This window comes from Moorena sp. SIOASIH, from assembly GCF_010671925.1.
GTDB lineage: Bacteria > Cyanobacteriota > Cyanobacteriia > Cyanobacteriales > Coleofasciculaceae > Moorena.
On record NZ_JAAHIH010000004.1, the window covers coordinates 233427 to 256510 of the forward strand.

At 45.0% G+C, this 23084-nt stretch carries 20 protein-coding genes and 2 pseudogenes; 12 read left to right on the forward strand and 10 right to left on the reverse strand.

Features of this window, described 5'->3' with window-relative positions; translation table 11 throughout:
- Position 1: 1 nt before the first annotated feature.
- From crtB to F6J90_RS22365, 7 genes are all read left to right on the forward strand, one after another.
- Positions 2–889 carry a cyanoexosortase B gene (gene crtB / locus F6J90_RS22335; RefSeq protein ID WP_293098424.1) on the forward strand — a complete coding sequence of 296 codons (888 nt, stop codon included), beginning with the start codon at positions 2–4 and terminating at the stop codon, positions 887–889.
- Positions 890–1033: 144 nt separating this feature from the next.
- A complete protein-coding gene (locus F6J90_RS22340) occupies positions 1034–1864 on the forward strand; it encodes a cyanoexosortase B system-associated protein (protein ID WP_293098427.1) in 831 nt (276 codons plus the stop codon).
- A gap of 237 nt (positions 1865–2101) precedes the next feature.
- On the forward strand, positions 2102–3478 hold the full coding sequence (locus tag F6J90_RS22345; protein WP_293098430.1) for a polysaccharide biosynthesis/export family protein: 1377 nt from the start codon (positions 2102–2104) through the stop codon (positions 3476–3478).
- Positions 3479–3711: 233 nt separating this feature from the next.
- Positions 3712–5880 carry a tyrosine-protein kinase domain-containing protein gene (locus F6J90_RS22350; protein ID WP_293098433.1) on the forward strand — a complete coding sequence of 723 codons (2169 nt, stop codon included), beginning with the start codon at positions 3712–3714 and terminating at the stop codon, positions 5878–5880.
- Between the two features lie 63 nt (positions 5881–5943).
- Positions 5944–6075: a hypothetical protein gene (locus tag F6J90_RS22355; protein WP_293098436.1), complete on the forward strand. Its 132-nt coding sequence runs from the start codon at positions 5944–5946 to the stop codon at positions 6073–6075.
- Positions 6039–6380, forward strand: coding sequence for a hypothetical protein (locus F6J90_RS22360; RefSeq protein WP_293098438.1), 342 nt, complete (start codon positions 6039–6041; stop codon positions 6378–6380). Before F6J90_RS22355 ends, F6J90_RS22360 begins: the two co-directional genes overlap by 37 nt.
- A gap of 103 nt (positions 6381–6483) precedes the next feature.
- A complete protein-coding gene (locus F6J90_RS22365; RefSeq protein ID WP_293098440.1) occupies positions 6484–7515 on the forward strand; it encodes a glycosyltransferase in 1032 nt (343 codons plus the stop codon).
- 498 nt (positions 7516–8013) lie between these two features.
- On the opposite strand, the gene F6J90_RS22370 is transcribed toward F6J90_RS22365, so the two are convergent.
- Positions 8014–8970 carry a putative 2-dehydropantoate 2-reductase gene (locus F6J90_RS22370; RefSeq protein ID WP_293098443.1) on the reverse strand — a complete coding sequence of 319 codons (957 nt, stop codon included), beginning with the start codon at positions 8968–8970 and terminating at the stop codon, positions 8014–8016.
- Between the two features lie 1161 nt (positions 8971–10131).
- Entirely contained in the window at positions 10132–10350 is a 219-nt protein-coding gene (locus F6J90_RS43680) for a PT domain-containing protein (RefSeq protein WP_366513878.1), read from the reverse strand.
- Positions 10351–10963: 613 nt separating this feature from the next.
- Here F6J90_RS43680 and F6J90_RS22380 point away from each other — a divergent pair.
- Together F6J90_RS22380 and F6J90_RS43685 are read left to right on the forward strand one after the other, a co-directional pair.
- On the forward strand, positions 10964–11098 hold the full coding sequence (locus F6J90_RS22380; protein ID WP_293098448.1) for a hypothetical protein: 135 nt from the start codon (positions 10964–10966) through the stop codon (positions 11096–11098).
- A gap of 487 nt (positions 11099–11585) precedes the next feature.
- A pseudogene (locus tag F6J90_RS43685) lies at positions 11586–12185 on the forward strand (NACHT domain-containing protein); the annotation flags it as partial.
- 384 nt (positions 12186–12569) lie between these two features.
- On the opposite strand, the gene F6J90_RS43690 reads toward F6J90_RS43685, so the two are convergent.
- The 6 genes and pseudogenes from F6J90_RS43690 to F6J90_RS22410 all read right to left on the reverse strand — a co-directional run bounded on the left by F6J90_RS43690 (position 12570) and on the right by F6J90_RS22410 (position 17216).
- A complete protein-coding gene (locus tag F6J90_RS43690) occupies positions 12570–12731 on the reverse strand; it encodes a PT domain-containing protein (RefSeq protein ID WP_366513880.1) in 162 nt (53 codons plus the stop codon).
- A gap of 39 nt (positions 12732–12770) precedes the next feature.
- Positions 12771–12947: pseudogene (locus tag F6J90_RS43695) on the reverse strand (hypothetical protein); the annotation flags it as partial.
- 876 nt (positions 12948–13823) lie between these two features.
- Positions 13824–13964, reverse strand: a complete 141-nt coding sequence (locus tag F6J90_RS22395) for a hypothetical protein (RefSeq protein ID WP_293100811.1) — start codon at positions 13962–13964, stop codon at positions 13824–13826.
- A 6-nt stretch (positions 13965–13970) separates the two neighbouring features.
- Positions 13971–14093: a hypothetical protein gene (locus F6J90_RS22400; RefSeq protein ID WP_293098455.1), complete on the reverse strand. Its 123-nt coding sequence runs from the start codon at positions 14091–14093 to the stop codon at positions 13971–13973.
- A gap of 515 nt (positions 14094–14608) precedes the next feature.
- Complete coding sequence (locus tag F6J90_RS22405; RefSeq protein ID WP_366513882.1) at positions 14609–15841, reverse strand: ABC transporter ATP-binding protein; 1233 nt, start codon at positions 15839–15841, stop codon at positions 14609–14611.
- Between the two features lie 193 nt (positions 15842–16034).
- Positions 16035–17216, reverse strand: a complete 1182-nt coding sequence (locus tag F6J90_RS22410; protein ID WP_293098461.1) for a DMT family transporter — start codon at positions 17214–17216, stop codon at positions 16035–16037.
- Between the two features lie 20 nt (positions 17217–17236).
- Between F6J90_RS22410 and cobO the strand changes: the two genes are divergently transcribed.
- Complete coding sequence (cobO, locus tag F6J90_RS22415) at positions 17237–17938, forward strand: cob(I)yrinic acid a,c-diamide adenosyltransferase (RefSeq protein WP_293098464.1); 702 nt, start codon at positions 17237–17239, stop codon at positions 17936–17938.
- Between the two features lie 135 nt (positions 17939–18073).
- On the opposite strand, the gene F6J90_RS22420 is transcribed toward cobO, so the two are convergent.
- Positions 18074–18298 (reverse strand): ferredoxin family protein, encoded by a 225-nt coding sequence (locus F6J90_RS22420; RefSeq protein WP_293098467.1) that lies wholly within the window; start codon positions 18296–18298, stop codon positions 18074–18076.
- Positions 18299–19272: 974 nt separating this feature from the next.
- Here F6J90_RS22420 and F6J90_RS22425 point away from each other — a divergent pair.
- Both F6J90_RS22425 and F6J90_RS22430 read left to right on the forward strand, forming a co-directional pair.
- A complete protein-coding gene (locus F6J90_RS22425; protein ID WP_293098470.1) occupies positions 19273–20283 on the forward strand; it encodes an RNA polymerase sigma factor, RpoD/SigA family in 1011 nt (336 codons plus the stop codon).
- 709 nt (positions 20284–20992) lie between these two features.
- Positions 20993–21505 carry a hypothetical protein gene (locus F6J90_RS22430; protein WP_293098472.1) on the forward strand — a complete coding sequence of 171 codons (513 nt, stop codon included), beginning with the start codon at positions 20993–20995 and terminating at the stop codon, positions 21503–21505.
- A gap of 169 nt (positions 21506–21674) precedes the next feature.
- Here F6J90_RS22430 and F6J90_RS22435 read toward each other — a convergent pair whose 3' ends face one another.
- Entirely contained in the window at positions 21675–22490 is an 816-nt protein-coding gene (locus F6J90_RS22435; RefSeq protein ID WP_293098475.1) for a lysophospholipid acyltransferase family protein, read from the reverse strand.
- Positions 22491–23084 lie beyond the last annotated feature (594 nt).

Sequence of the window (23084 nt, forward strand, 5' to 3'; positions counted from 1 at the left end):
TATGCAAATTGGACGCAAAATTCCTATTGCCATTGATCGCTATCTACTGGACGGTTGTATCATCGCTTTACTAGTCATTATTTATGGTCCTGTGCTGATGCATTGGTATAATGGCTGGCTCAACAAAAGTATCAGCATTACCCATGAATACTTTAGCCATGGTTTGATTGGGCTACCGTTTGCTGCCCATATTGTGTGGACGAACCGACGACGGTGGCATAAGCTGACTGATACAGCCCATCCCTTTGGTGTAGTATTACTGATAATTGGAGCAGTAAGCTATCTTAGCGGTCAATCAGAACTGGTAAATTTATCCTTTCCCATAGTTTTAGCTGGTCTTTGCCTATGGTTAAAAGGGATTCCTGGCTTTAAGCTACAAAGTTTTCCTTTGCTGCTGGTGGTTTTGGCAACTCCAACAGCAGTTCCCTATTTAATTGAACCTTATATCTTGCCCCTACAACGCTTTATTGCTGCCATGGCTGCCTTTATTCTGACTCAGTTTGGCATGGATGTCACACTAGAAGGGATTAACTTGTTCGTAAGTGAACGAATTGTTGAGGTAGCGCCCCACTGTGCTGGTCTTAAGATGTTATTTACTTGCCTGTATGTGAGTTTGATGTTGCTTTACTGGAGCGGTGCTATTGAGTCACGCCTAAAGACTATTTGGCTGTTATCCGGTGCGGTGGTTATAAGTGTTAGTGCTAATATTGTCCGCAATACTGTGCTGACCTTTTTCCATGGCAGTGGGCAAGATAAGGCATTTCATTGGCTCCATGAAAGCTGGGGCGGCGACCTGTATTCAGCGATGATGTTAGTGATGCTGGTTATACTAATGAAGTTCATTGAAAAACACTTCCCATCAGACACCCAACTTGACTCCCTTGGCTAAGCATCAAGATTAAACGTTATGTTATATAGCAGTTCTCAATGGGGTGAGATAAAAACTCCTGGATTTTAGGGAGTAGGGAGTAGGGAGTAGGGAGTAGGGGTAAGAAACTTGAAGATCCCTCATAAGTCTGAGAAAGGCTATAGAATGATGAAGTCAGTAAGTTTAATTAAGTTAATCCAGCCCTGGCAAATCTCCAGGGGAGTCTTACTGGTGTTGCTGTTAGTCTTGGTAATAATGGGAGCAGTACCGGGTTACTGGACAGGAAACTGGCCTTGGGCAAAACTGCCACCAGTGACTAACCTCCAAAAGATAAAAGCTATCCGCAAGACAGGAATAGAACTATCTGACTGGCAAACTGTTAAGCAACAAACCATCAGGATTGGCGGCCATAAATGGTCTTTGCAGTTCATAGAGCAGGATCAGCAAAAACCAGTGTGGTTATTTTTGCTTCCCCAAAATGGTCCTAAATCCCAGCCACAGGTGGAATGGGAAGATATTAGCGGATTTATGAGACAACGATTGGGACAATGGAAGACAGATTCTTATAGCCAAATTAAGTTTGTGGTCAACGGATCTGATCTTGAGGGGAAGACCCAGGCTGATCCGACCATCACAACCCACCCCAAAAGCCACCCCAAAAGTGTTGTTAACGCCCGTTTCTTTCGTGCCTGGAATCAGCGGCAAACCTTCGCGATAGTACAATGGTATGCCTGGCCAGAGGGTGGTAATCCTGCTCCTAGCCGTTGGTTCTGGGTTGATCAACTGGCCCAGTTACACCGCAAACGGGTGCCTTGGGTTGCGGTGAATATCCAAATTCCCATAGAACCTTTGGGTGATATTGAAAATTCTAGGTCAATAGCCGAATCTCTCAGTAAAATGGTTCAAACTGCTTTGATCAGCGATCCTTTTGCGGAGGAACCTAGTAGTATACAAAGTATGAAGGATCAAGGATCAAAGATGAAGGATGAAGGATGAAGGATGAAGAATGAAGGATCCAAGATGAAGGCTCAAAGATGAAGGCTCAAGGATCAAGGATGAAATGGGTTTATTGCTGGAACACTTAGGGTTGACTAAAAAGTTTATCCACAACTAGAAGTTAAACCTCAAACTTGCCACTTCAGACTTGCCACTTCAGACTTGCCACTTCAGACTTTCTACTTCCCACTTCAGACTTGAGATTTCAGGTTTGAGATGATAAATGACCATTGGAAAATGACAACTGACACCCACAGGTTTGGCAACCAAGTTCTGAATTTATCTTTGTTTGGGGGTACCGTCTTATTCTGGCTGGTTAGTTCTGGAGTCTGGGTTAGCCCTGGTTTGGCTAAGCTTGTCGGAAATTTACCGACATCGGTGCAAAATCTTGGGGATGGGATTAGCGATCGCGCTCAATTGCCTACGTTTAGTTCCATTGAACGGGAAACAACGGAAACAGTTGAATCAGGGGAAGGGGAAACGACTGAACTGGAAACCCCTGAGACCACCCCTGAGACCACCCCTAAGACCACCCCTGAGACCATAGAGGTAACGGAAACGTTGCCACCGCCACCACCGTTGAGCAACCCTGAACCCGTCTCAGAGGAGAATCGACTGGAACAGTTGGAGGAAATGTTACCTCCTTTGGGCTACCCAGAGACTCTGTCACAGGTGAGTCCATCTGATGAATTTAATCGCCACTACCTAGGGCGAGAAGATGTAATCGCAGTGAGTGTGACAAACTTTCCGAATCTGGCTTTTCAAAGTGCTATTGATTCTGACGGCAATATTGTGGTACCGCTGTTCGGTAAGCTACGAGTGGTGGGACTTACTCTAGAGGCGGCTCAAGATTTAATTCAAAAGGTCTTAAATGAATTTGTGATTGATCCTCAAGTAGTTGTGAGCCTACTGAGTACACCACAGGTTCAGATTACAGTGAGTGGTGAGGTGTTTCGACCAGGCTATTACCCCCTGCCACCAGGAACTCAACCGAATCAAGCCCTTACTGCTGCGGGTGGTACGACTACGATTGCTGATTTGCGGACTATTTTGATTCGTCGTAAGTCGGTGGTGAATAATTCCATCATTGAGCGAGAAATTGACTTGCTGACACCGCTGCAAAATGGGACAACTCCATCGGAATTGAACCTCCGGGATGGGGATGCTATTATTGTGCGAAAGTTGGAGGTGGGTAATACTACCGATTATGATAGGCAGCTGGTAGCTCGTTCTAACCTAGCTCAACAACAAATCAGCGTTCGAGTGTTGAGCTATCCTAATGGCACAATTGGCAACTTGACATTAGCTAATGGTAGTACGTTTATTGATGCCTTAACAGCAATTTCTCCTAACCCAGATGATGCTGATTTGGATAGCATTGCCTTAATTCGTTTTGATCCAGAACAGGGCAAAGCGGTGACTCAAAAACTAGACGGGGAAAAGCTACTAAAGGGTGATGTTTCCCAAAACGTACCACTTCAAGATGAAGATGTGATCGTGGTGGGTCGAAGTCTTATTGCTAAGATTTCTGCCGCTCTGAGTGTAGTGACTCGACCCTTCAACGATTTTCTGGGATTCCGGAGGTTTTTTGAGGAAATACCAGAACTGTTTTGATCAGGTTTGGGTATAACGGCAGCAGAAACCAAGTGAAAGCTCTCCCCTAGTGGGTTAGCTTTTCCATCGACAGCACAAAAATCTCCGGATACCTTAATGAATGGACAGAAAATTCCAGTACCTGTCTCGGTTTGTAACTGGTGCTCAGAGTCCCTGTTGAATCAGCGGTAAAAATAGGAATAGGCTAGAGGATTTTTCGATCACTGATGCCTTAACAATAGCAGAAACTACTTATGACTCCCCCTTTTGTCACACGTTACCTGATTGCTCTCAATCAGCATAAGTTAATCGGCTTTGCCACGTTTTTCCTGATTACTGGCATATCCGGCATTGTGGCTATACAGCCAACGCCAGCTCCTATTTACCGAGCTGAAGGTCGGTTGATATATACCAGTCCTGTGAAGGTATTTTCCCAGACAGGGGTACAGATTTCAGAACAGGGTAAACAAGTGCTGACACAGGGAACGCTGCTGGCAGACAATGTGGTTAAGGAAGTAGCAGCCGGGATGCAAGTCAGCTCGAAAGACATTGTTAAAAATACACAGGTGAAATTGCCAAAGTCAGAAGGACCACAATTTATTTCGGTAATCTATAGGGATAAGAATAAGGAAATTTCTGCAACCATCGTCGCAATGCTGATGGAGAAAATGGTGGAGCAGAGCCGTTTGCTGAACACAGCACAACTGAGACGAATTATTGAAGTGATAGAAAAACGTTTACCTAAGGCAGAGGAGGAACTAAGGGCAGCGGAACAAAAACTGGAACAGTATGACCGCCTACAAGGACCAGCTTTATTTGCTGCTCAAGATGGGACGTTAGTGGGTGGAATTACTGGTAGCCAACAGCAACAACGTAGTCTGGAGATACAGCTAGAGGGGGTTGAGGCTCAATATTCTAGCCTAATCGAACGGCTAGGTTTGACCCCTGACCAAGCCTATACGTCTTCTGCCCTCAGTGCTGACCCGATCATTGCTAGTCTGCGAGCTCAGATTCTGGATACTGAGACACAGATGGAACTGCTCAAGGGGCAGTTGCGTCCGCAACATCCAACTATGATTGAGTTGCGCAAACAGCAACAGACTTATGAGACCTTACTTCAGGCACGTGGGGCTGAAGTTCTCGGTGGTAATGGGTTTACCTCTCCATTGCCCAGTCAAATCCGCCAAGACAGTACCCTGGACCCAGCACGGCAGGCACTGGCTAATCAGTTGGTAGCTCTGCAAACCCAGCGGGAATCACTTCAACGGCAGTTGGCAGCTACCCAAAAAACGGAACAGGAACTAAGACAGCAATATCAGCAGCTGCCCAATAAGCAGCTGGAGCGAGGGCGACTGGCTCAGCAAGTTGCTTTTAAGCAGGAATTTTACAATAGGTTGCAGGCGGCATTAGCAGATAGCAAAATAGCTGAGGCGGAGACTGAGAGTAGTCTTGCGATCGCTGGAATTGCAGAACCGAAAGCAATTCAGGCCCAGACAGCAAGTAATCCGATCGTTACCTTGGCAATAGGTGGTGTAATCGGTATTGTCGTGGGTGCTGGTGTGATTCTGCTGCTATCAACCCTGGATAATACCTTATACACGCCAGAGGATGTTAAACCCATACTTCGGGACAATGGTGTGCCATTACTGGGGGATTTACCGACAATCGGTCTCAAGTCCTACCGGGGTGAAGCTGCTATAATAACCCAACCAGAGGCTTTGGAGTTGGAGTTCTACGAACGGTTCCGCACTAATCTTCGTCTGCGGGAGGAACCTGCGGTAAAAGTGGTGTTGGTGACTAGTACAGCAGGGAATGAAGGAAAGACGATCGTGGCTTACAATTTAGCGATCGCATCTGCCCAAGCCGGTATGCGTACTCTGTTGGTAGAAGGGGATTTGCGATCGCATTCTGTAGCTCAATCTCAAGAAGTGATTCACCTGATGGACGCGCCACTGGAACCTTTGCGCTTCTATGGCTCTAAGACTGAATGTATTCATTTAGCCCAAGATTTTGAAAATCTCTCGATTCTCCCTAGTCTCGGTCCCCTGCGCAAAGCTGCGGGGATCCTAGAATCGAGTGAAATGAAGCATTTGCTGGAAGATGCTCGTGGTCGCTTTGATTTTGTTGTGGTTGATTCGCCTAGTCTCTCCCGTTGTAATGATGCCCTATTACTACAACCATTTACTGATGGGATTGTGTTGGTGACTCGACCAGGCTATACCCAGGGAAGTATTTTATCTCAGGTGATCGAAGAGTTAGATGAAAACGAGGTACTGTTGGGAGCAGTTATCAACGATATCAAGCAGCTACAACCCCCTGTTCCCGTGGATAGTGGTAGGGGCTATCCAGCGGTAGATACTCCTGTGGCTCAAACCCCAGCAGAGAACCATAAAGTTACTAGTGGAGTAGGGAGTAGGGAGTAGGGAGTAGGGAGTAGGGAGTCGGGAAAGAGAGGGAAGTGTGGGAGGTGTGGGAGGTGTGGGGAGATGGGGAGATGGGGAGTCAGAGGTTTTAGGGAGTCGGGAAAGAGAGGGAAGTGTGGGAAGTGTGGGAAGTGTGGGAGGTGTGGGGAGATGGGGAGATGGGGAGATGGGGAGATGGGGAGTCAGAGGTTTTAGGGAGTCGGGAAAGAGAGGGAAGTGTGGGAAGTGTGGGAGGTGTGGGGAGATGGGGAGATGGGGAGTCAGAGGTTTTAGGGAGTCGGGAAATAGAGGGAAGTGTGGGAGGTGTGGGGAGATGGGGAGATGGGGAGATGGGGAGATGGGGAGATGGGGAGTCAGAGGTTTTAGGGAGTCGGGAAAGAGAGGGAAGTGTGGGAAGTGTGGGAGGTGTGGGGAGATGGGGAGATGGGGAGATGGGGAGATGGGGAGTCAGAATTACGATAAGAACGGCTATAATTATCCAGAATTCCTTGATTCAGTAATACTAAAGTAGTGGGCTTTTTTTGTTTGTAACTGATAGACTTGAACCAAATCATAACGTGGTTAATCTATCAGCTTATGGGTTTATCTAAGGTAACATTAATCGTGACTCAGAGGGAGCGGTTTAGTTTAACAAAGCCTTCCCTAGACAGTATTATTGCTGATTATTCCTCTTATCCGTTTGAGCTAATCTATGTAGATGGCAACGGTCCATCCTCAGTGCATGAGTATCTGCAACAGCAGGCAGATAAACACGAATTCATGAGTTTGATCCATCGCGGACGCTATTTGAGATCCAATGTTGCTCGTAACATAGCTCTACCGTTTGTTAAGGATGCGGATTACATTGTTTTTATTGACAATGATGTGATTGTAGAGCCTGGTTGGTTAAAAGGTTTGGTTGAGTGTGCTGAACAAGAGCAAGCTGGTATCGTTGCTCCCCTAATTTTACAGGGGCAACCAGGCTCCCCTGATATTGAGGTACATGTTGCTGGGATTAAAACCAAGTTTCACCAAAGAAAGCATGGTAAAAAGTGGTTTGAGCAAAAGCAGTTGCTCTATGGTACTCCATTACGGGATGTTGAGCAGGATTTAGATCGTACCCCAGTAGATTCTGTAGAGTTTCATTGTATCCTAGCTCGTCATTCTCTGATCAAGTCTATTGAACTGGATGAAGTATTTGATAGCTTGGCAAGTCATACTGATTTATGTATGCAGGCAACGGATTTAGGCGAGACAATTTTCCTGGAACCAAAATCTAGAATCACTTTCCTCAATCCTCGACAGATCACTCGGTTTGACCAGGATGATGTGCCATTTTATGTATTTAAATGGAATGAACAGTCTGTACGAGATGTGTTCAATCGTCAAGTCAAAAAGTGGAATTTGGGGAAAGATGATCCTTCAATGTGGTCGATTTGGAGGTGGGTGATTGAGAATCGTCAACTCCCGGCTAAGTGGTCAACTCAAGAGGGGAGTTTCGAGAGAAGGTTATTGGAGTTTTGTCAGCGTCGCTGGTGTCCAAGTTGGCTCCGCACACTGTTAGAATCCTATGTGATTAAGCGGGCATTTCCTGAGACTGGGATTGCTGACAATTTAGTGGAAAATGTCAAGAATCAACCTTCATTGAGTGTGTAGGGAGTAGGGAGTAGGGAGTAGGGAGTAGGGAGTAGGGAGTAGGGAGTAGGGAGTAGGGAGTAGGGAGTAGGGAGTAGGGAGTAGGGAGTAGAGATCCCCCCTAACCCCCCTTATTAAGGGGGGAACCTTAATAAGGGGGAAGCCTTAATAAGGGGGGGATAGGATTACCTTAAAACCCTCTTTACTTTTGCCTATTGCCTATTGCCTATTGCCTATTGCCTATTGCCTATTGCCTATTGCCTATTGCCTATTGCCTTTTGTCTTTTGCCTTTTGCCTTTTGCCTTAATTTGTGGCTAATAGGGTGAGATTCGGTAGAGATTGTATTGATACAGTCTCTACTTTTTTTTGATTAGTAAATCTGGGTTAAGAATTCTCTTGAACTGAGCTGTGGCACCATTGTGATTCATCCGATGGTGGGCAGTGCCTAGCAAACCGATGGCAAGGTTTGGAATCTGTCTGATCCACTGCCCACCCTACATTTACTGACGGCTGGATGCTTACCTATTATGGGCAGTGCCTAGCCGATTCCTAATATCCAAAAACTTCAACTGTCGATAAAGCATAGAAATCATGGGCAAATCAACTTCTGCTTTTCTTGCCATCCGCAAAGGATTGCCGACAATTGCCTCAACTTCCAAGGGTCTTTTTCCATCATAATCCAGTTTCATGCTGGTTAAATAAGGATTCATGTTTTCGGTATGGTCGAGCATTTTTTGGATAACGCAGTCGCCTAGTATCCGCCCGCAACTCTTTGCACCTGCTAGCACTTCCCTCATTACTTGTTTTGCTAAAAGCCGCGTATCGGCATTGGCCATAATTTCATCTGTTCTGGCATTTAAAATCACGGAAAGACTATTATAAGTAATATTCCAAACTAATTTTTTCCACCTAGCTAATAGCAAATCTTCGCTCAACTCAATAGGAATCCCTGCGGTTTCAAAATCCCTAGCAATTTCGCCCATTTGTTCTGTAATGCCAGCAGCTTGATAGTTAGCAGCATATTGCCCTAGCATAATACTACCATAGTCGATGTGGTGAATCTGGCCTTGCCCTACTTTATTACAACAGATAACACACAACCCACTGATTAGGGTATTATTTCCTATAATGTTGGCAATTTCTGGTTCGATATTTATACCGTTTTGTAAGAGCAAAACTATGGTGTTTTCATTTATTAATGGCGGTAATAGCTCTGCCAAAACATAATTTTGTGTCGTCTTTAATGCCACTACAATGACATCGCAATTTGGCATTTTTTTGACATCGTTATAGGCATCTACTTCCGGCAGAGTAAAATCGCCATCTACTGATTTTACAATTAAACCGTTTTCGGCGACATGGTGGTAGTCGCTACGGAGTAAAAAGCTGACTTGATGACCGGCTTTTTGCAGTTTGGCACCGTAGAATCCGCCAATAGCTCCGGTGCCGATAATTCCATAGGTTCGATTTGACATTTTGAGAAAATGGCTCTTTTATTAACTGAGCTGTGGCACCATTATGATTAATCCGATGGTGGGCAGTGCCTAGTAACCCGATGGCAAGGTTTGGGATTTGTCTGATCCACTGCCCACCCTACATCAACTTATGATTAATCCGATGGTGGGCAGTGCCTAGTAACCCGATGGCAAGGTTTGGGATTTGTCTGATCCACTGCCCACCCTACATCAACTTATGATTAATCCGATGGTGGGCAGTGCCTAGTAACCCGATGGCTGTTGGATTTGGCCAAGGATTTAATTACACGTGCCCAGCAGCAGGAAAACCAACCTATTCCAATTATTGCTGAACTTTCTGATTGGAAAGATAATAAACAGCCCATTGCTGAATGGTTAGCAGCTAATTTAAAGTTTCGTTATAATCTCCGCAAAGAGATTACTCAGGAGTGGATTACCACCGGTAAGTTGTTACCTCTTCTGGATGGTTTGGATGAGTTGGGTTTAGAGCGGCAAAGGTTATGTGTTCAGCAATTAAATCAGTTTCTCAAAGATGTTCCTCAAATTGTGGTCTGCTGTCGTGAAGAAGAATACAAAGCCGGTGAGCAAATTCTTAAGATGCGGGGAGCAGTCTGTCTGCAACCTTTGACGGATCAGCAGATTGAAGCTTATTTAAAGCGGTTAAACTGTCGCCACCTCTGGCCAGGAATTCAGCAAGATTCAGAGGGATTGCTAGAGTTAGCCAGAATGCCCTTACTATTGTACTTGATTCCCATTGCTTATCCCGATGGGTTGAAGCGAGTAGAGAGAGAGCTTAAATATCCTAAGGCAAAGGAAGACTATCAGAACCAATGCCGTCAAAGGTTATTTCAGGATTACATTGACCGTAAACTAAAGGAATCCCATAACCGTCGAGGTTATTCAGAAGAGAAGACTAGGCGCTGGTTAGGCTGGCTTGCTAAACGATTGAAGGAGCGAAAACAAACGGAGTTTTGGATTGAAAAAATGCACCCTGATATGTTAAATAAATCCCGAGAAAATGGTTTGTATAAGCTGAGTATTGGGCTGATTTATGGGCTGATTTGTGGACTGATTGGAGGGGGGCGGAGTGTTGGACTGATTTATGGGCTATTTTTTGGGCTATTTTTTAATAAAATAGATTTCCATGAAACTATTACAGTTTCATGGAAAGACAGAAAAAAAATAATTGAAAATCTGATTTATGGGCTGATTTATGGACTGAGTGTTGGGCTGATTAGAGGGCTGATTGGAGGGCTGAGTGTTGGGCTGATTAGAGGGCTGATTGGAGGGCTGATTGGAGGGCTGATTAGAGGGCTGATTGGAGAAGAAGTAAAAACCATAAATAAACCCAATCAGGGGATTAAAGAATCCGCTAAAAATACCGTTATTATTAGTTTAATTAGTTTCCCTGGAACTTTCTTGTTGTTTGTATTACCTGATCTAGTATTAGGAGAGAATGTTAAACTACTCAGCATGTTAATTGCTGCTTCTGGGATGGCAATGTTAATTGGCTTTTCATTTGCTGGCAGACCAGTCATTCAGCATGTTGTCCTCCGCCTCATTCTCTGGCGCAGTGGTTCAATCCCCTGGGATTACGCCGATTTCCTGAGCTATGCCACAGAACGCCGCTTGATCAAGCGAGTGGGTGGACGCTATCGATTCATCCACGATTTGCTGCGGGAGCACTTTGCGACAACAGGACTTACGCATTTGCCCCCTAAATCCCCCAATTCTGGGGGACTTTGACATCATTTCCCCCCAAAATTGGGGGGCAGGGGGGCGCAACTAAACTCAGTAAGTCCTATTCTTCTTGATCAATCGGCAGACTTTTATGGAATCCCCCCAAGTGCGATTAGCCCGAAGGGCTACGCTACGCGAACGCACTCCCCCCACTTACCACAATCTCCACACTTTCCTGTTTTATCAAACTGCCTAGACTATTTAATTTTTTATATCAAGTCAGGATAATTACCCTGTCTTGATGCAGTCGCTCATGGGGGAAACCCCCAAGACCGCGCTGCATCGCTTAATAAAAATCTCCCCATCTCCCTATCTCCCCACCCTCTCCTTAATTATGGGTATTCAAGCAAACTTGATATTATTGGCTGTATCGACGCTAATTCGTTAAAATCTCAGAGAGTGATAAAACAGAGGTCGCTTCAGAGATGAACCTTGCTGAACTTCTGACCAATCCCAAAGTCCTTCAAAGACTACTGTTGGTAGAACTAGGACTACTTGCCTGTATTATCGGACTTTTGATCAATCGCTTTGAGGAGCAAAACACTCGCCTTCGCAAAATTATAGTAATTGCTCTATGCACAATTTATGGAGTCTTAGGTGCTGTAGGAGGATATTTAGTTTTTAAACCATCAGCAGAACAGGATAGCGAGTGGTTCCAAACAGTCTGGTGGATTTTAGGTATTGGTTACTTCTTAGCCTTACCTACAATTGGGTATTTATTCAAAACTAGCTCAGTAAAGCAAACTCAAATCCCTAAAAAAATTCCACCGGAAAATTTACAGCGATGGCGCAAGGACTTGCTGGGAGCAATGGCAGCTGAGGTTAACATCCGCCTCGATGACTCCCTGCACAATGACCACTTGATTCAGTTGGTAATGGCAGACAAGAGAGAGGAAGTGGGTCGTCCAGAAAAAATTACTGTCAATCCTAGCAAATCTCCTCCATGGTGGAAACGGTTGCCCAAGTTTCTTCGAGTAACTACGGAGTCTGAACCAGGTCAAAAGCTGATTGAGGTCTTTAACCAAGAAGATATTGCTGGGAAACTGTTGATTCTCGGTGCGCCCGGTTCTGGAAAAACCACCATGCTGTTGGATTTGGCCAAGGATTTAATTACAGGTGCTCAGCAGCAGGAAAACCAACCAATTCCAATTATAGCTGAACTTTCGGATTGGAAAGAGGACAACCAGCCCATTGCTGAATGGTTAGCAGCTAATTTAAAGTTTCGTTATAATATCCCCGAAGCCATTACTCAGGAGTGGATTAGCACCGGTCAGTTGTTACCTCTTCTCGATGGTTTGGATGAGTTGGGCTTAGAGCGGCAGAAGTTATGTATTCAGCAATTAAATCAGTTTCTCAACAACGTTCCTCAAATTGTGGTCTGCTGTCGTGAAGAAGAATACAAAGCTGGTGAGCAAATTCTGGAGATGCGGGGAGCAGTCTGTCTGCAACCTTTGAGCGATCAGCAGATAGAAAATTATTTAAAGCGCTTAAACTGTCGCCACCTCTGGCCAGGAATTCAGCAAGATTCAGATGGGTTGCTAGCGTTAGCCAGAATGCCCTTACTCTTGCATTTGATTCCCGTTGCTTATCCCGATGGGTTGAAGCAAGTAGAGAGACATTTTAAGGATCCTAAAGCAAAGGAAGATTATCGGAACCAATGCCGTCAAAGGTTATTTGAGGATTACATTCACCGTAAACTAAAGGAAAACCATGACCGTCGCGGTTATTCAGAAGAGAAGACCAGGCGCTGGTTAGGCTGGCTTGCTAAACGATTGAAGGAGCGACAACAAACGGAGTTTTTGATTGAAAAAATGCAACCGGATTTGTTTAATAATAATAGAGAAAAGTGGTTGTATCAGCTAATTTATGGGCTGAGTTTTGGGCTGAGTGTTGGGCTGATTTATGGGCTGATTGGAGGGCTGATTGGAGGGCTGATTGGAGAGCTGATTTATGGGCGGATTGCAGGGCTGATTGGAGGGCTGATTGGAGGGCTGATTGTTGGGCTGGTTTTTGATAATAATATAGAGCTTTCTGAAACTATTATAGTTTCATGGCAAAATTCATGGCAAAAAAGAAAAAAAATAATTGAAAAGCTGATTTATGGGCTGATTTATGGGCTGACTGGAGGGCTGATTTATGGGCTGATTCTTGGGCTGATTCTTGGGCTGATTGGAGAGCTGATTCTTGGGCTGATTCTTGGGCTGACTGGAGGGCTGATTGCAGGGCTGATTCTTGGGCTGATTGCAGGGCTGATTGAAGGGCTGACTTTTGGGCTGATTGGAGAAGAACTAAAAACCAGAAATAAACCCAATCAGGGGATTAAAGAATCCGCTAAAAATACTGTTATTATTAGTTTAATTATTTTTGCTGTAACTTTCTTCTTGTTTGTATTACTTAGTCTAGTTTGGGTACAGAATGTTGAACCACTCGAAGCGTTAACTTTTCCTTTTGAGATGGCAATGTTATGTGGCTTTGTTGGCTTTGTACTTGCTGGCAGACCTGTCATTCAGCACTTCCTCCTCCGCCTCATTCTCTGGCGCAGTGGTTCAATCCCCTGGGATTACGCTGATTTCCTGAGCTATGCCACAGAACGCCGCCTGATTAAGCGAGTCGGTGGACGCTATCGATTCATCCACGATTTGCTGCGGGAGCACTTTGCGACAACCTAGAGTGGGGAGTGTGGGAGGATAAGCTGGTCTTGATTTAAATTGGATGATTCTGACAGCTGGGGAGCTGGGGAGCTGGGGAGCTGGGGAGCTGGGGAGAGGGTTTGACGGTTTTTTTTATAACTGAACAATACCCAATTTAAATGCGTGGAACTGGCATCTTGCCAGTTTCTTGCTTATTTTCGAGCGGGCAGGATGCCCACTCTACTCTTATTCATTCCTTAATTGAGCAACGCCTATTTTCGAGCGGGCAGGATGCCCACTCTACTTCTATTCATTCCTTAACTACCTATTCTTATTGATCCATCGGCAGACTAATATCCAAAAAAATAAGGAACTTAGCATCAGGCATGAGCCGTTTAAGAGGCTGCACATACCTCTTGGCATCACAAAGGTTGTCGAACCGAGCGAAAACCACTGGTGCCATGGGTGGCAATAGCCTAACCATTACCCATGGGTATAGGCATCTATGGGACATAATAAATCTATCTCTTGTAAAGGGAAACCAGAGCCAGCCTTGGCCTGAGGAATATCCGTAGGCTGGCTCTTGCCGTTGATTTTAACGGGAACAATTTTATTGTAGCACAAAAATCGCTATATTATAGCATATTTTGAAAAGTTTTGTAAAAAATTTTTGAGGGAGTAGGGAATCGGGAATCGGGAATCGGGAGTCGGGAGTCGGGAATCGGGAATCGTCAGAAAAGAAGGAAATTCCACGGAAAAGTCCCCCTTATAAAAGGAGGAAATTTCACGGAAAAGTCCCCCTTACTAAGGGGGATTTAGGGGGATCCGAATCAGGGATTCACGTTATAATCCTGTTTGCATCAATTCCTCTGCTTTCGAGAGCAGAAGTTTCCGACAACTAGGGCAAAATCTAGTCTATTGCTTGGTAACTATTCAGCTGTCAGTGGTCAACTGTGGCACAGGCTTCTAGCCTGTGACTTAACTCAGATTAAACCAATGCTTACCTGTTTTATTCAAAGGGTGCATCTCATTAAAGCCGTTTGGGTGGTGCGTTACGGGACGGATTGTCCTAACACTGGCTACCGAGAAAATCAGGGCGAGCCCGTCCCTAACGCACCCTACGCCATTTCTCTTATTTTTTACAAATATGAGATGCACCCTTTGGGTGGTGCGTTACGGGACGGATTGTCCTAACACTGGCTACCGAGAAAATCAGGGCGAGCCCGTCCCTAACGCACCCTACGCAACTTACTAATTAGCTAATAGACTTAAACAGACTTAGTAATTGCCATCCCATCATGGGGGTTAAATAAATGAATCTTCTCTGGGTCTATAGACAGCCAAATTTCGTCACCTATTCTGACAATTTTATCTGGTGGCACTCTGACCTGAAGAGGGCTAGAGTCTTCAGGGATACTCACAGATAGATAAGTATCGTTCCCTAGGGCTTCCACTAGATCAACGCTAACCACCAAGTTTTTGGGGGCAGGAGCACTGATACTCATATGTTCCGGACGAACTCCTAAGGTTAAGGATTGACCATCATACTGGTGCAGTATGGGTTCCCAAACTTCTGGAAGGGTCAGGCGGAACTGAGAATTACACACTACCCGAGGGGCTTTCACCTGAACCGGGATAAAATTCATCGGTGGTGAACCAATGAATTCCGCCACAAACCGGTTAGCGGGTTGATTATATATTTCGAGAGGGGCAGCAATCTGTTGGATGCGACCGTCTTTCATCACCGCGATCCGATCCCCCATAGTCATCGCTTCCGTTTGGTCGTGGGTGACGTAGATAGTCGTTGTACCCAACTGCCGCTGTAGTTTCACAATTTGGCTGCGAGTCTCTGCCCGGAGTTTAGCATCCAAATTAGACAGGGGTTCATCCATTAAAAACACCTGGGGATTACGGGAAATTGCCCGTCCCAGAGCAATCCGTTGTTTTTGTCCCCCAGACAGCTGCTTTGGCAATCGATTCAGCAAGTGTTCTACTTGTAGCAATTTAGCTACTTTGCGAACCTGCTGATCAATCTTTTTCTCTCGTTCGGAGAGGTATCGCAATTCCCGAGGAAGCGATCGCGTCATTGTGGTTAACACATTTTCCAGATTCGAGCGAACTTCCCCATTCAACATACCTGTAGCCACAAGCCCTTGCCTGATTTGGGGTGGCAGATTCTTTCCCCAATGCACACTCTTAGAGTTCCCATTAGAGTCTTCTGCCATGTTGAATTGCCCATAGCCAGTTCGTCTGAGTCCAAAGGCAATGTTTTCATAGACACTCAGATGGGGATAGAGGGCATAATTTTGAAACACCATAGCGATGTCTCGTTCTTTGGGTGGTAAATCATTAACTTGTCTGTTCCCCACCCAGATTTTGCCCGCAGTCAATTCCTCTAGTCCAGCAATAATCCGCAATAGAGTACTTTTGCCACAGCCTGAAGGACCAACCAGCACCATAAACTCGCCATCGTTGACTTCCAGATTTATGCGCCGCAAGATATTAACGGTTTTAGGTGTCTGTCCAGACTTTTCTGCTTCAAGGCTTGGTGACTCTTCGTCGTTTGTCACCTTAGGTTCCGTTGTTACTGGTGCAACAACAGTATCCCCTTTGCGGGCGGGAACACTTTTATAAACGTTTTCCAGAATAACCTGTGCCACGTTGGTCAATATCCAATTACGCTTAATTTTTTCTTTACTGTGATCGTTTCCAACTCTGATGCCGTAATTTTTCCATACTTAGGGTTACCACACCTAACGTTACCAGAAACAATCCGATAATTTCCTGTAACCCTAAACCTTGTTGAATAATCCCCACGGCTAAGACGGTAGTTAACACTGGTGCTGTTGACCCGATAATCGAAGCTGGACGCCCACCAATGAGCCTGATGGCAAAGTTTTGCACCAGATAGTTCACTAAGGTTATCACCCCCAACCCCAGACAGCTGAAGTATACAGCCAGTCTGTAGCTTGGTTCAACAAAAAAGCGCCAGGATTGATCTAGGGGAAATGATAAGCTCAGGCTAGAAAATACCAAAATTAATGTAAAATTAATAAAGCTATAAGGAATAGGGTTGAGCTTTCTAGCACTGACTTGGGTCATAATAATGTAAACAGCGAAGGTCAAACCTGCACCAGCAGCAGCTAGAACTCCCAATTCAGAAGAGGGCTGCTTAGCTGATAGACTAGGCAGGGAAATCAGCAACGCTCCGCCCACAACACCAACCATGACTAGACCACGAACTAGATGTGGGCGATATAGATCCGAGGGAAATAGATGTGTGCGATTACCAAACAGCAATCCTGTCAAGATTACCGTCACAATAGGATATATAAAAAAAATGGTGATTGCTACCCCTGGTTGAATAAGACCTAATGATAGGTATATTAGCACTTGGGATAAAAATAGAAAGAAGCTACTCGCCACCATCTGGCTAAATAAAGGCAAGTCCCCCGAGTGAGCACAACGCCTAATATCTCGCCACACCGATGGGTAGAGTAACCTAGCCACAAATGCCATCAACGGTACCACTACCAGCATCTTTAGCCACAGAATCAGCAGGGAGTTGCCTAAACCAGGAGCCATCAAGCCTCCCACTTCAACATTCTGTAGACCAAAGAGCCAAGATTGATTAAATATTACATATATGATTATATACTGAAACGACAACATTAGGCAAGATAGTAAGGCCAAAAGCACCCCGATAGAGATTTTATTGGACATTAAAGGAATTTTTGGCGATCGCGTCAGCTGGTGTGGGATAGCTTGATCAGCAGCACTGGTCTGTTTTGGGGATACCATAAGTTTGTTGGTGTTGGCAGATATAGCAATATAAGCATTACAGTCTTTGATGCTGTATGCTAAAGAGTTGCTCAAAATGAATTGATCATAAACACATGAATACCACAATCAAGTCTGCCAGTGATTCCAACCAAGGTCTAGAATCCGTAAACACCGCTGATTCCGCTGGTACTGGACTAACGCGATCGCAATATCAACAAAAAATGCAGCGACGCAAGGAGATACAGGAACAACGCCTAGCTAAAGCCTCCAAACAAAAAGGTCTGATTGTGGTTCATACCGGCAATGGCAAAGGCAAGACCACAGCTGGCTTAGGCATGGTCTTGCGTACCCTTGGTCATGGCTACCGAGTTGTGATTGTACAATTTATCAAGGGTGCTTGGGAACCCGCCGAAAAAGCTGCCTTACAGCACTGGACAGTAGCCACTGATAACAATCCCCCTCAATTAGAGTTCCATGCCATGGGCGAAGGCTTTACCTGGGAGACTCAAGATCGAGAGCGAGACATCGAAAAAGCCCAATCCGCCTGGGATGCGGCCTTAGGGTTTATCCGTAACCCTGACATTAAGCTAGTGCTATTGGATGAGATTAACATAGCCTTGAAACTCAACTATCTAACCATTGAGCAGGTTTTGGCTGGACTAGAGGAAAAACCCGCTGATTCCCATGTCATCTTAACCGGTAGGGGAGCACCAGCCGCGCTAATTGAACGAGCTGACTTAGTCACAGAGATGACATTAGTCAAGCATCCTTTAAAAGAACAGGGGATTAAGGCACAACCTGGTATTGAGTTTTAATCGTGAGTTTTCATCCTGTTACCCAGGGGAGTAGGCGAGAAATTTTTGAACTAATTTTTCAACAGTCTACAATCCCCTTGTTTGTGCTTTTAGCTTTTCGATAGTTGTCACACCAATAGCATGAGGCGCGAAAAATTATGGGGTTTTCTGCAAATCAGGTCGCTCTTCTGGTATAATAGCTTTCTCCACTGGACAGACTTCCACGCAAATGCCACAGTCAATGCAGCTAGAAAAGTCAATCCAGTACCAGTCACTCCCCAGGGCATTTTTCCCTGGTCCTGGATGAATGCACGCCACTGGGCAACATTCAACGCAATCAGCAATTCCTTGGCAAATATCGGTAACAATCGTGTGTGGCACAGTGTTTTCTCTAAGTGCTAGTTGGTCGGATGTGGATCTTTCTTAATTCTATAGTTAGCTAAGTTCCCCCTAGCCAACTCCAACCAATTACTTGCCATTATTCAATTAGCAGTAGCCGTTCATGGCGCGTGTCTAGACATCACGACCCCAATGAGTTCGGTTATCTCACTTCGGGGTATCTATCTATTTCCTGATTATTGGGTGATTATTTTAATGGAGGATGTATCTGAGGCTTAATCTCCGAAGCCCCACCAACGTCCGATCGTCCCACCAATGTAATCAACGGACTGTATCCCTATGATATTGGTATTTTTTCGTCAAAGCAAACAATTGTTGAACCTTTTCACCTTTACCGGGGTCTAAATATGTAATACAATGGAGCTATGTTGAAATCATAATGACTTCGACTTAATTCCAAAGTGTCTAACCATTACTAAAGGGGATTAACCTAAACACCTCAAACCACCTGCGGGAGTAGGGTTGCTGCCAGGGTAGTAGCAAACTACTACAGGAGTAAGTGCTCTGCGGAGCCAAACCTCTGGAGGCTGTGTAAGACCAATCTGTAAAGACGTTATATATAAGTATATATCAAGTATAGATACTTATATTATAGCTACAGGGGGGCAGCAGCAGATGAAACTGGAAGCCCTCAAGCCCACATCTTCGATTTGGTTGCGGGTACAACACCAACGCCCCAAGAGTATGAGCTAAGCGTGCCTGGTCAACTTGTAGGATTACCATTACTGGGGAAACCCCCAGAAAAAACCTAGAAAAACTTGACTTAGTATACAGCGTCAATGTTACCGTTAAATCTCTTTCTAACGAAGGAGGTAGGTGGTTAATACCTCTTGTAATAAATGTAATGCAATCCATGGCGCAATGATCTCAACGGAAAGAGATTGTAGTTACTTGATGGAGTAAACATCCGCAACAGAATCTACTATACTGCTTGTTTTTGGAGTAACCACTCACCCATGCCCACTTCTAAGACCAAAACCAAAACTACCAAGGCGACCAAGCCGACCAAGCCGACCAAGCCTACCTTCTCAGCAGATATGGTTCGTACCTATCTTCATGAGATCGGTCGCGTACCTCTGCTGACCCATGAGCAAGAAATTGTTTATGGTAAGCAAGTGCAGCAAATGATGGCACTCTTAGGGGAAAAAGCCACCTTGGAACAGGAGCTAGAGCGCGAACCGACAAATGAAGAGTGGGCTTCGTACATTAATAAGAGCGAAGCAGAACTGAAAAAAGCCATAGACCAAGGTACTCGAGCCAAGCGCAAGATGATTGAAGCGAATCTGCGCCTAGTAGTAGCGATCGCTAAGAAATATCAGAAGCGCAACATGGAATTCTTGGACTTGATCCAGGAAGGTACCTTGGGCTTAGAGCGAGGGGTTGAGAAATTTGACCCAACCAGGGGCTACAAGTTTTCCACCTACGCCTATTGGTGGATTCGGCAAGCGATCACCCGTGCGATCGCTCAGCAAGCTCGTGCAATTCGGCTGCCTATCCACATTACTGAAAAGCTCAATAAAATTAAGAAAGTACAACGGGAACTATCCCAGACCCTAGGTCGCAATGCTACTCCCACCGAGATTGCTAAGGAGTTGGATTTAGAACCAGCTCAGATTCGGGAATATTTGAGCATTGCTCGTCAACCCATATCTCTCGACGTTCGGGTCGGAGATAACCAAGACACAGAGCTGTCTGAGCTGCTAGAAGATGATGGTCTAACACCGGTTAACTACACCACTCAGGAGTCCTTGCGGCAAGACCTAAATCTGCTGTTAGCAGAACTGACCCCTCAACAGCGGGAAGTGCTAGCGCTACGCTTTGGGTTAGAGGATGGCAAAGAGCTGTCTCTGGCTAAAGTTGGTAAGCGGCTTAACCTCAGTCGTGAACGGGTACGCCAGTTAGAACATCAAGCCTTAGCACAGCTACGGCGTCGCCATGCTAATTTCCGGGAGTACATCGCTAGCTAGCTAATGGTTGACTGTCTTCCAAGCATGAGTGGTAGCCAGAAACGGTTACCACTTCTTTTTTTGTAAAGAAATGTAAAAAACACCGAAATCTCTGTTCTTACCTTTGGAGTATTTCTATAGTGAGAGTAAACTTCACATCACTGCTATAAATTCACCGATAAGTTCACAAAATTTTCACATCAAAACCGGAGAGTGAGGAGGTAAAAAACCTGGGGGAGCCATTTAAGAAGCAATTTCTACCTCAACCTGGACGAAAAATTATTCCAAGGGTTGAATAAAAGATGAGTCTGGACTCACCTATTTCAGCAAAAGGTCACTCATAGTTGCTTAAAGCTTGGGTCAACCAATAGCTGGGAGAAAGCTGATAGTCAAGCTTCAGCAAAATTTCAGGCTATGACCAGCGCCAACTGTGACAGTTGATAAACCGATCAACAAAGGAACAAACCAAAGCATAGTTTAGGCTTAAATAGGTTTATAACCTCAAGAGTCAACATAACTCTGGTTTAATAAAAATTAACTTTTTCTGATTGATTATGGCTTCATCAATTGATGGTCTAAACTCTCAGAATTTTTGCTTAGGGTGTCTTACAGTTTTTTTTCAAAGGGGGTAAGTATGATGCTTAACCAATTAACTGGATCGTTCTTGTCAGCACGTCAACTGCTAAATCTTAGAAAACTACCCCTAACAAGGCTATTGCTAACGATAGGATTGGTAACTACCTCATCAACTATAGCAACAGCAGCACCTCAACCGCCAGATCAAGCCATTGATGCTACAGGTAGAGCGTACAGTAAAGCAACGAGTCAAAATGCATCAATACCTGATGATGGCATTTACCTCTATGGTGAATCCTCACAACCAGGACAGATTGGTCAAGAATATCTAGTATTTGAAGCGAATCAGGGCAACGTCCTTGGTGCGGTATATATGCCTCACTCAGAATATAGCTGTTTTTACGGCACCCTAGATTCAAAACAAATGAATTTGACGGTTATTGATCCCTACAACCAAACCGCTTTGTCCCATACCATTTCCCGTCAACAGCGCTCACCCATTGCTGTAGTTGGTGAACGGCTAAGTCTTGACCATCGCTATAGCGCTATTACTTATCCTTACAAAGTTGGACTAGAAGGATATCAACCAATTAGTTATATTAGTGATAGTGACCAGGAAATTTTGAGGGTTTGCCGGGATAACTACCAAGGAAGAGTCACCGAGTGATTAATGCTCCCGTTGAACTAATACTAGTTGCTAGGTAATTCAAGTTTGACTTGACCATTAACAACGTTGGATTAGGTATAAGGCTTGCTGTAGGGAGCATTAAATCAAAAATCCAATCTCTAAAATTTAAATGCTAATGCTAATTAAACGCTCAAATTGGAACAGTGACTCATAATCCAGCAACCAAACGATTTAGCTCCGATTGCATTTGAGTAGAAACTTGCTCGTAACAAGCATCAACATAATCTTGATCGCGAGCAGCAACACGACCATAGCGCTCAAAAACAATCGGAGGGCAAACACGAGTTGTAATCGGTATGGGAAAGGGTATATTGGGTAAAGGACCAATCCCCAATCCCCAAGGCAAACCGAGATAAATTGGGAAAACTTGTGGGTCAAGACCAAATAACCAGGGCATCCCCAACTCGTTTAGTTGTCGAGCCTGTTGATAGCAGTCACCTAAGACAATCAGGGTATCATGGGCACCTTTGGAGATAATCGGTACAATCGGAACCTTTTCTCGTAGTGCCAGTTTAATAAAGCCCTTACGTCCAGCTAATTGAATTTGATGACGCTGGCTATGGGGACGGAATACATCTTGGGCACCCCCTGGATAGACTAAGACACTAGCTCCCTTACGAAAAGCAGCGATCGCCATTTGGGGATGAGCCATGATTGCCCCAATCTTTGCCGCTAGCTGCGCCAGGGCTGGATAAATTTGCCAGGCATTGGAATGCATTAGACCATAAACTGGACGCTGGGTGCCAAAGCGGCGAAACCAGTCATACATCATCATCACCATATCAGGGGAAGCTAATCCACCATTGTGGGAACCAACCAACAGCACCTTACTGTCCGGAATGTGCTGCCAGCCATCAGTTTTCACCCGAAAGTAGTAGCGATAAAACCATTCCCACTGGGGCAGATAGGATTCAATTACTTCTGGATCTCGCTCTTCTAAAGACCAACCAAACCGATGCGTCAAGGCTTACTATTGAGTTAACTACAGTTAAATCCTATTCCAAAAAAACCTGAGCTAGAGGTTAAGTTGATCACTAAAATCTCCTACAAGGGATGCGAGTAAGCTTCCCCACGGCTAGAAGCCGGGGGCAATCCGGCGATTCTAGAGCGTGTTGGTTTCAGTAGCCCTAGCAGACTTAACGCGCTCAGACTCGAAATTATTGAATCTAAGGGTTAAGCGCCGAACCTCCAGGCTGGCTTACTCTACGAATGCAAGGGATTGCTCGCATTCGTAGCTTCTATAACCGAGTCGTTTCCCGGACAGCCCCAATACTTCGATTTGCGTATCACTCGCCGATACTAACCTACTGGCATGGCCGTTTCTCCGAAGTAAAAAAGAGTGCCTTTGCTCATTTCAGTTATGTTTATTCTACAACAAGATACTGGCTATTCCGGAAAGTTTGTTAGCTAACCTCAAGGGTGTTGAACCCTTGACCATTCGGTCACGCTGCGCGAACGGTTAGCTGCGGGGGATTATCCCTCCCTATGCCTAAAGGCAAGGGCAAATCATCCCCCGAACCCCCTATTTCTGGTGATACCAATTCTTCACCAGACTTCT

Bases quoted from the DNA above. Each gene is read 5' to 3' on its own strand.
- crtB (WP_293098424.1), top strand. From the start codon at position 2: ATGCAAATTGGACGCAAAATTCCTATTGCCATTGATCGCTATCTACTG.
- F6J90_RS22340 (WP_293098427.1), top strand. From the start codon at position 1,034: ATGATGAAGTCAGTAAGTTTAATTAAGTTAATCCAGCCCTGGCAAATC.
- F6J90_RS22345 (WP_293098430.1), top strand. From the start codon at position 2,102: ATGACAACTGACACCCACAGGTTTGGCAACCAAGTTCTGAATTTATCT.
- F6J90_RS22350 (WP_293098433.1), top strand. From the start codon at position 3,712: ATGACTCCCCCTTTTGTCACACGTTACCTGATTGCTCTCAATCAGCAT.
- F6J90_RS22355 (WP_293098436.1), top strand. From the start codon at position 5,944: ATGGGGAGATGGGGAGTCAGAGGTTTTAGGGAGTCGGGAAAGAGAGGG.
- F6J90_RS22360 (WP_293098438.1), top strand. From the start codon at position 6,039: ATGGGGAGATGGGGAGATGGGGAGTCAGAGGTTTTAGGGAGTCGGGAA.
- F6J90_RS22370 (WP_293098443.1), bottom strand. From the start codon at position 8,970: ATGTCAAATCGAACCTATGGAATTATCGGCACCGGAGCTATTGGCGGA.
- F6J90_RS22380 (WP_293098448.1), top strand. From the start codon at position 10,964: ATGGGGGAAACCCCCAAGACCGCGCTGCATCGCTTAATAAAAATCTCC.
- cobO (WP_293098464.1), top strand. From the start codon at position 17,237: ATGAATACCACAATCAAGTCTGCCAGTGATTCCAACCAAGGTCTAGAA.
- F6J90_RS22425 (WP_293098470.1), top strand. From the start codon at position 19,273: ATGCCCACTTCTAAGACCAAAACCAAAACTACCAAGGCGACCAAGCCG.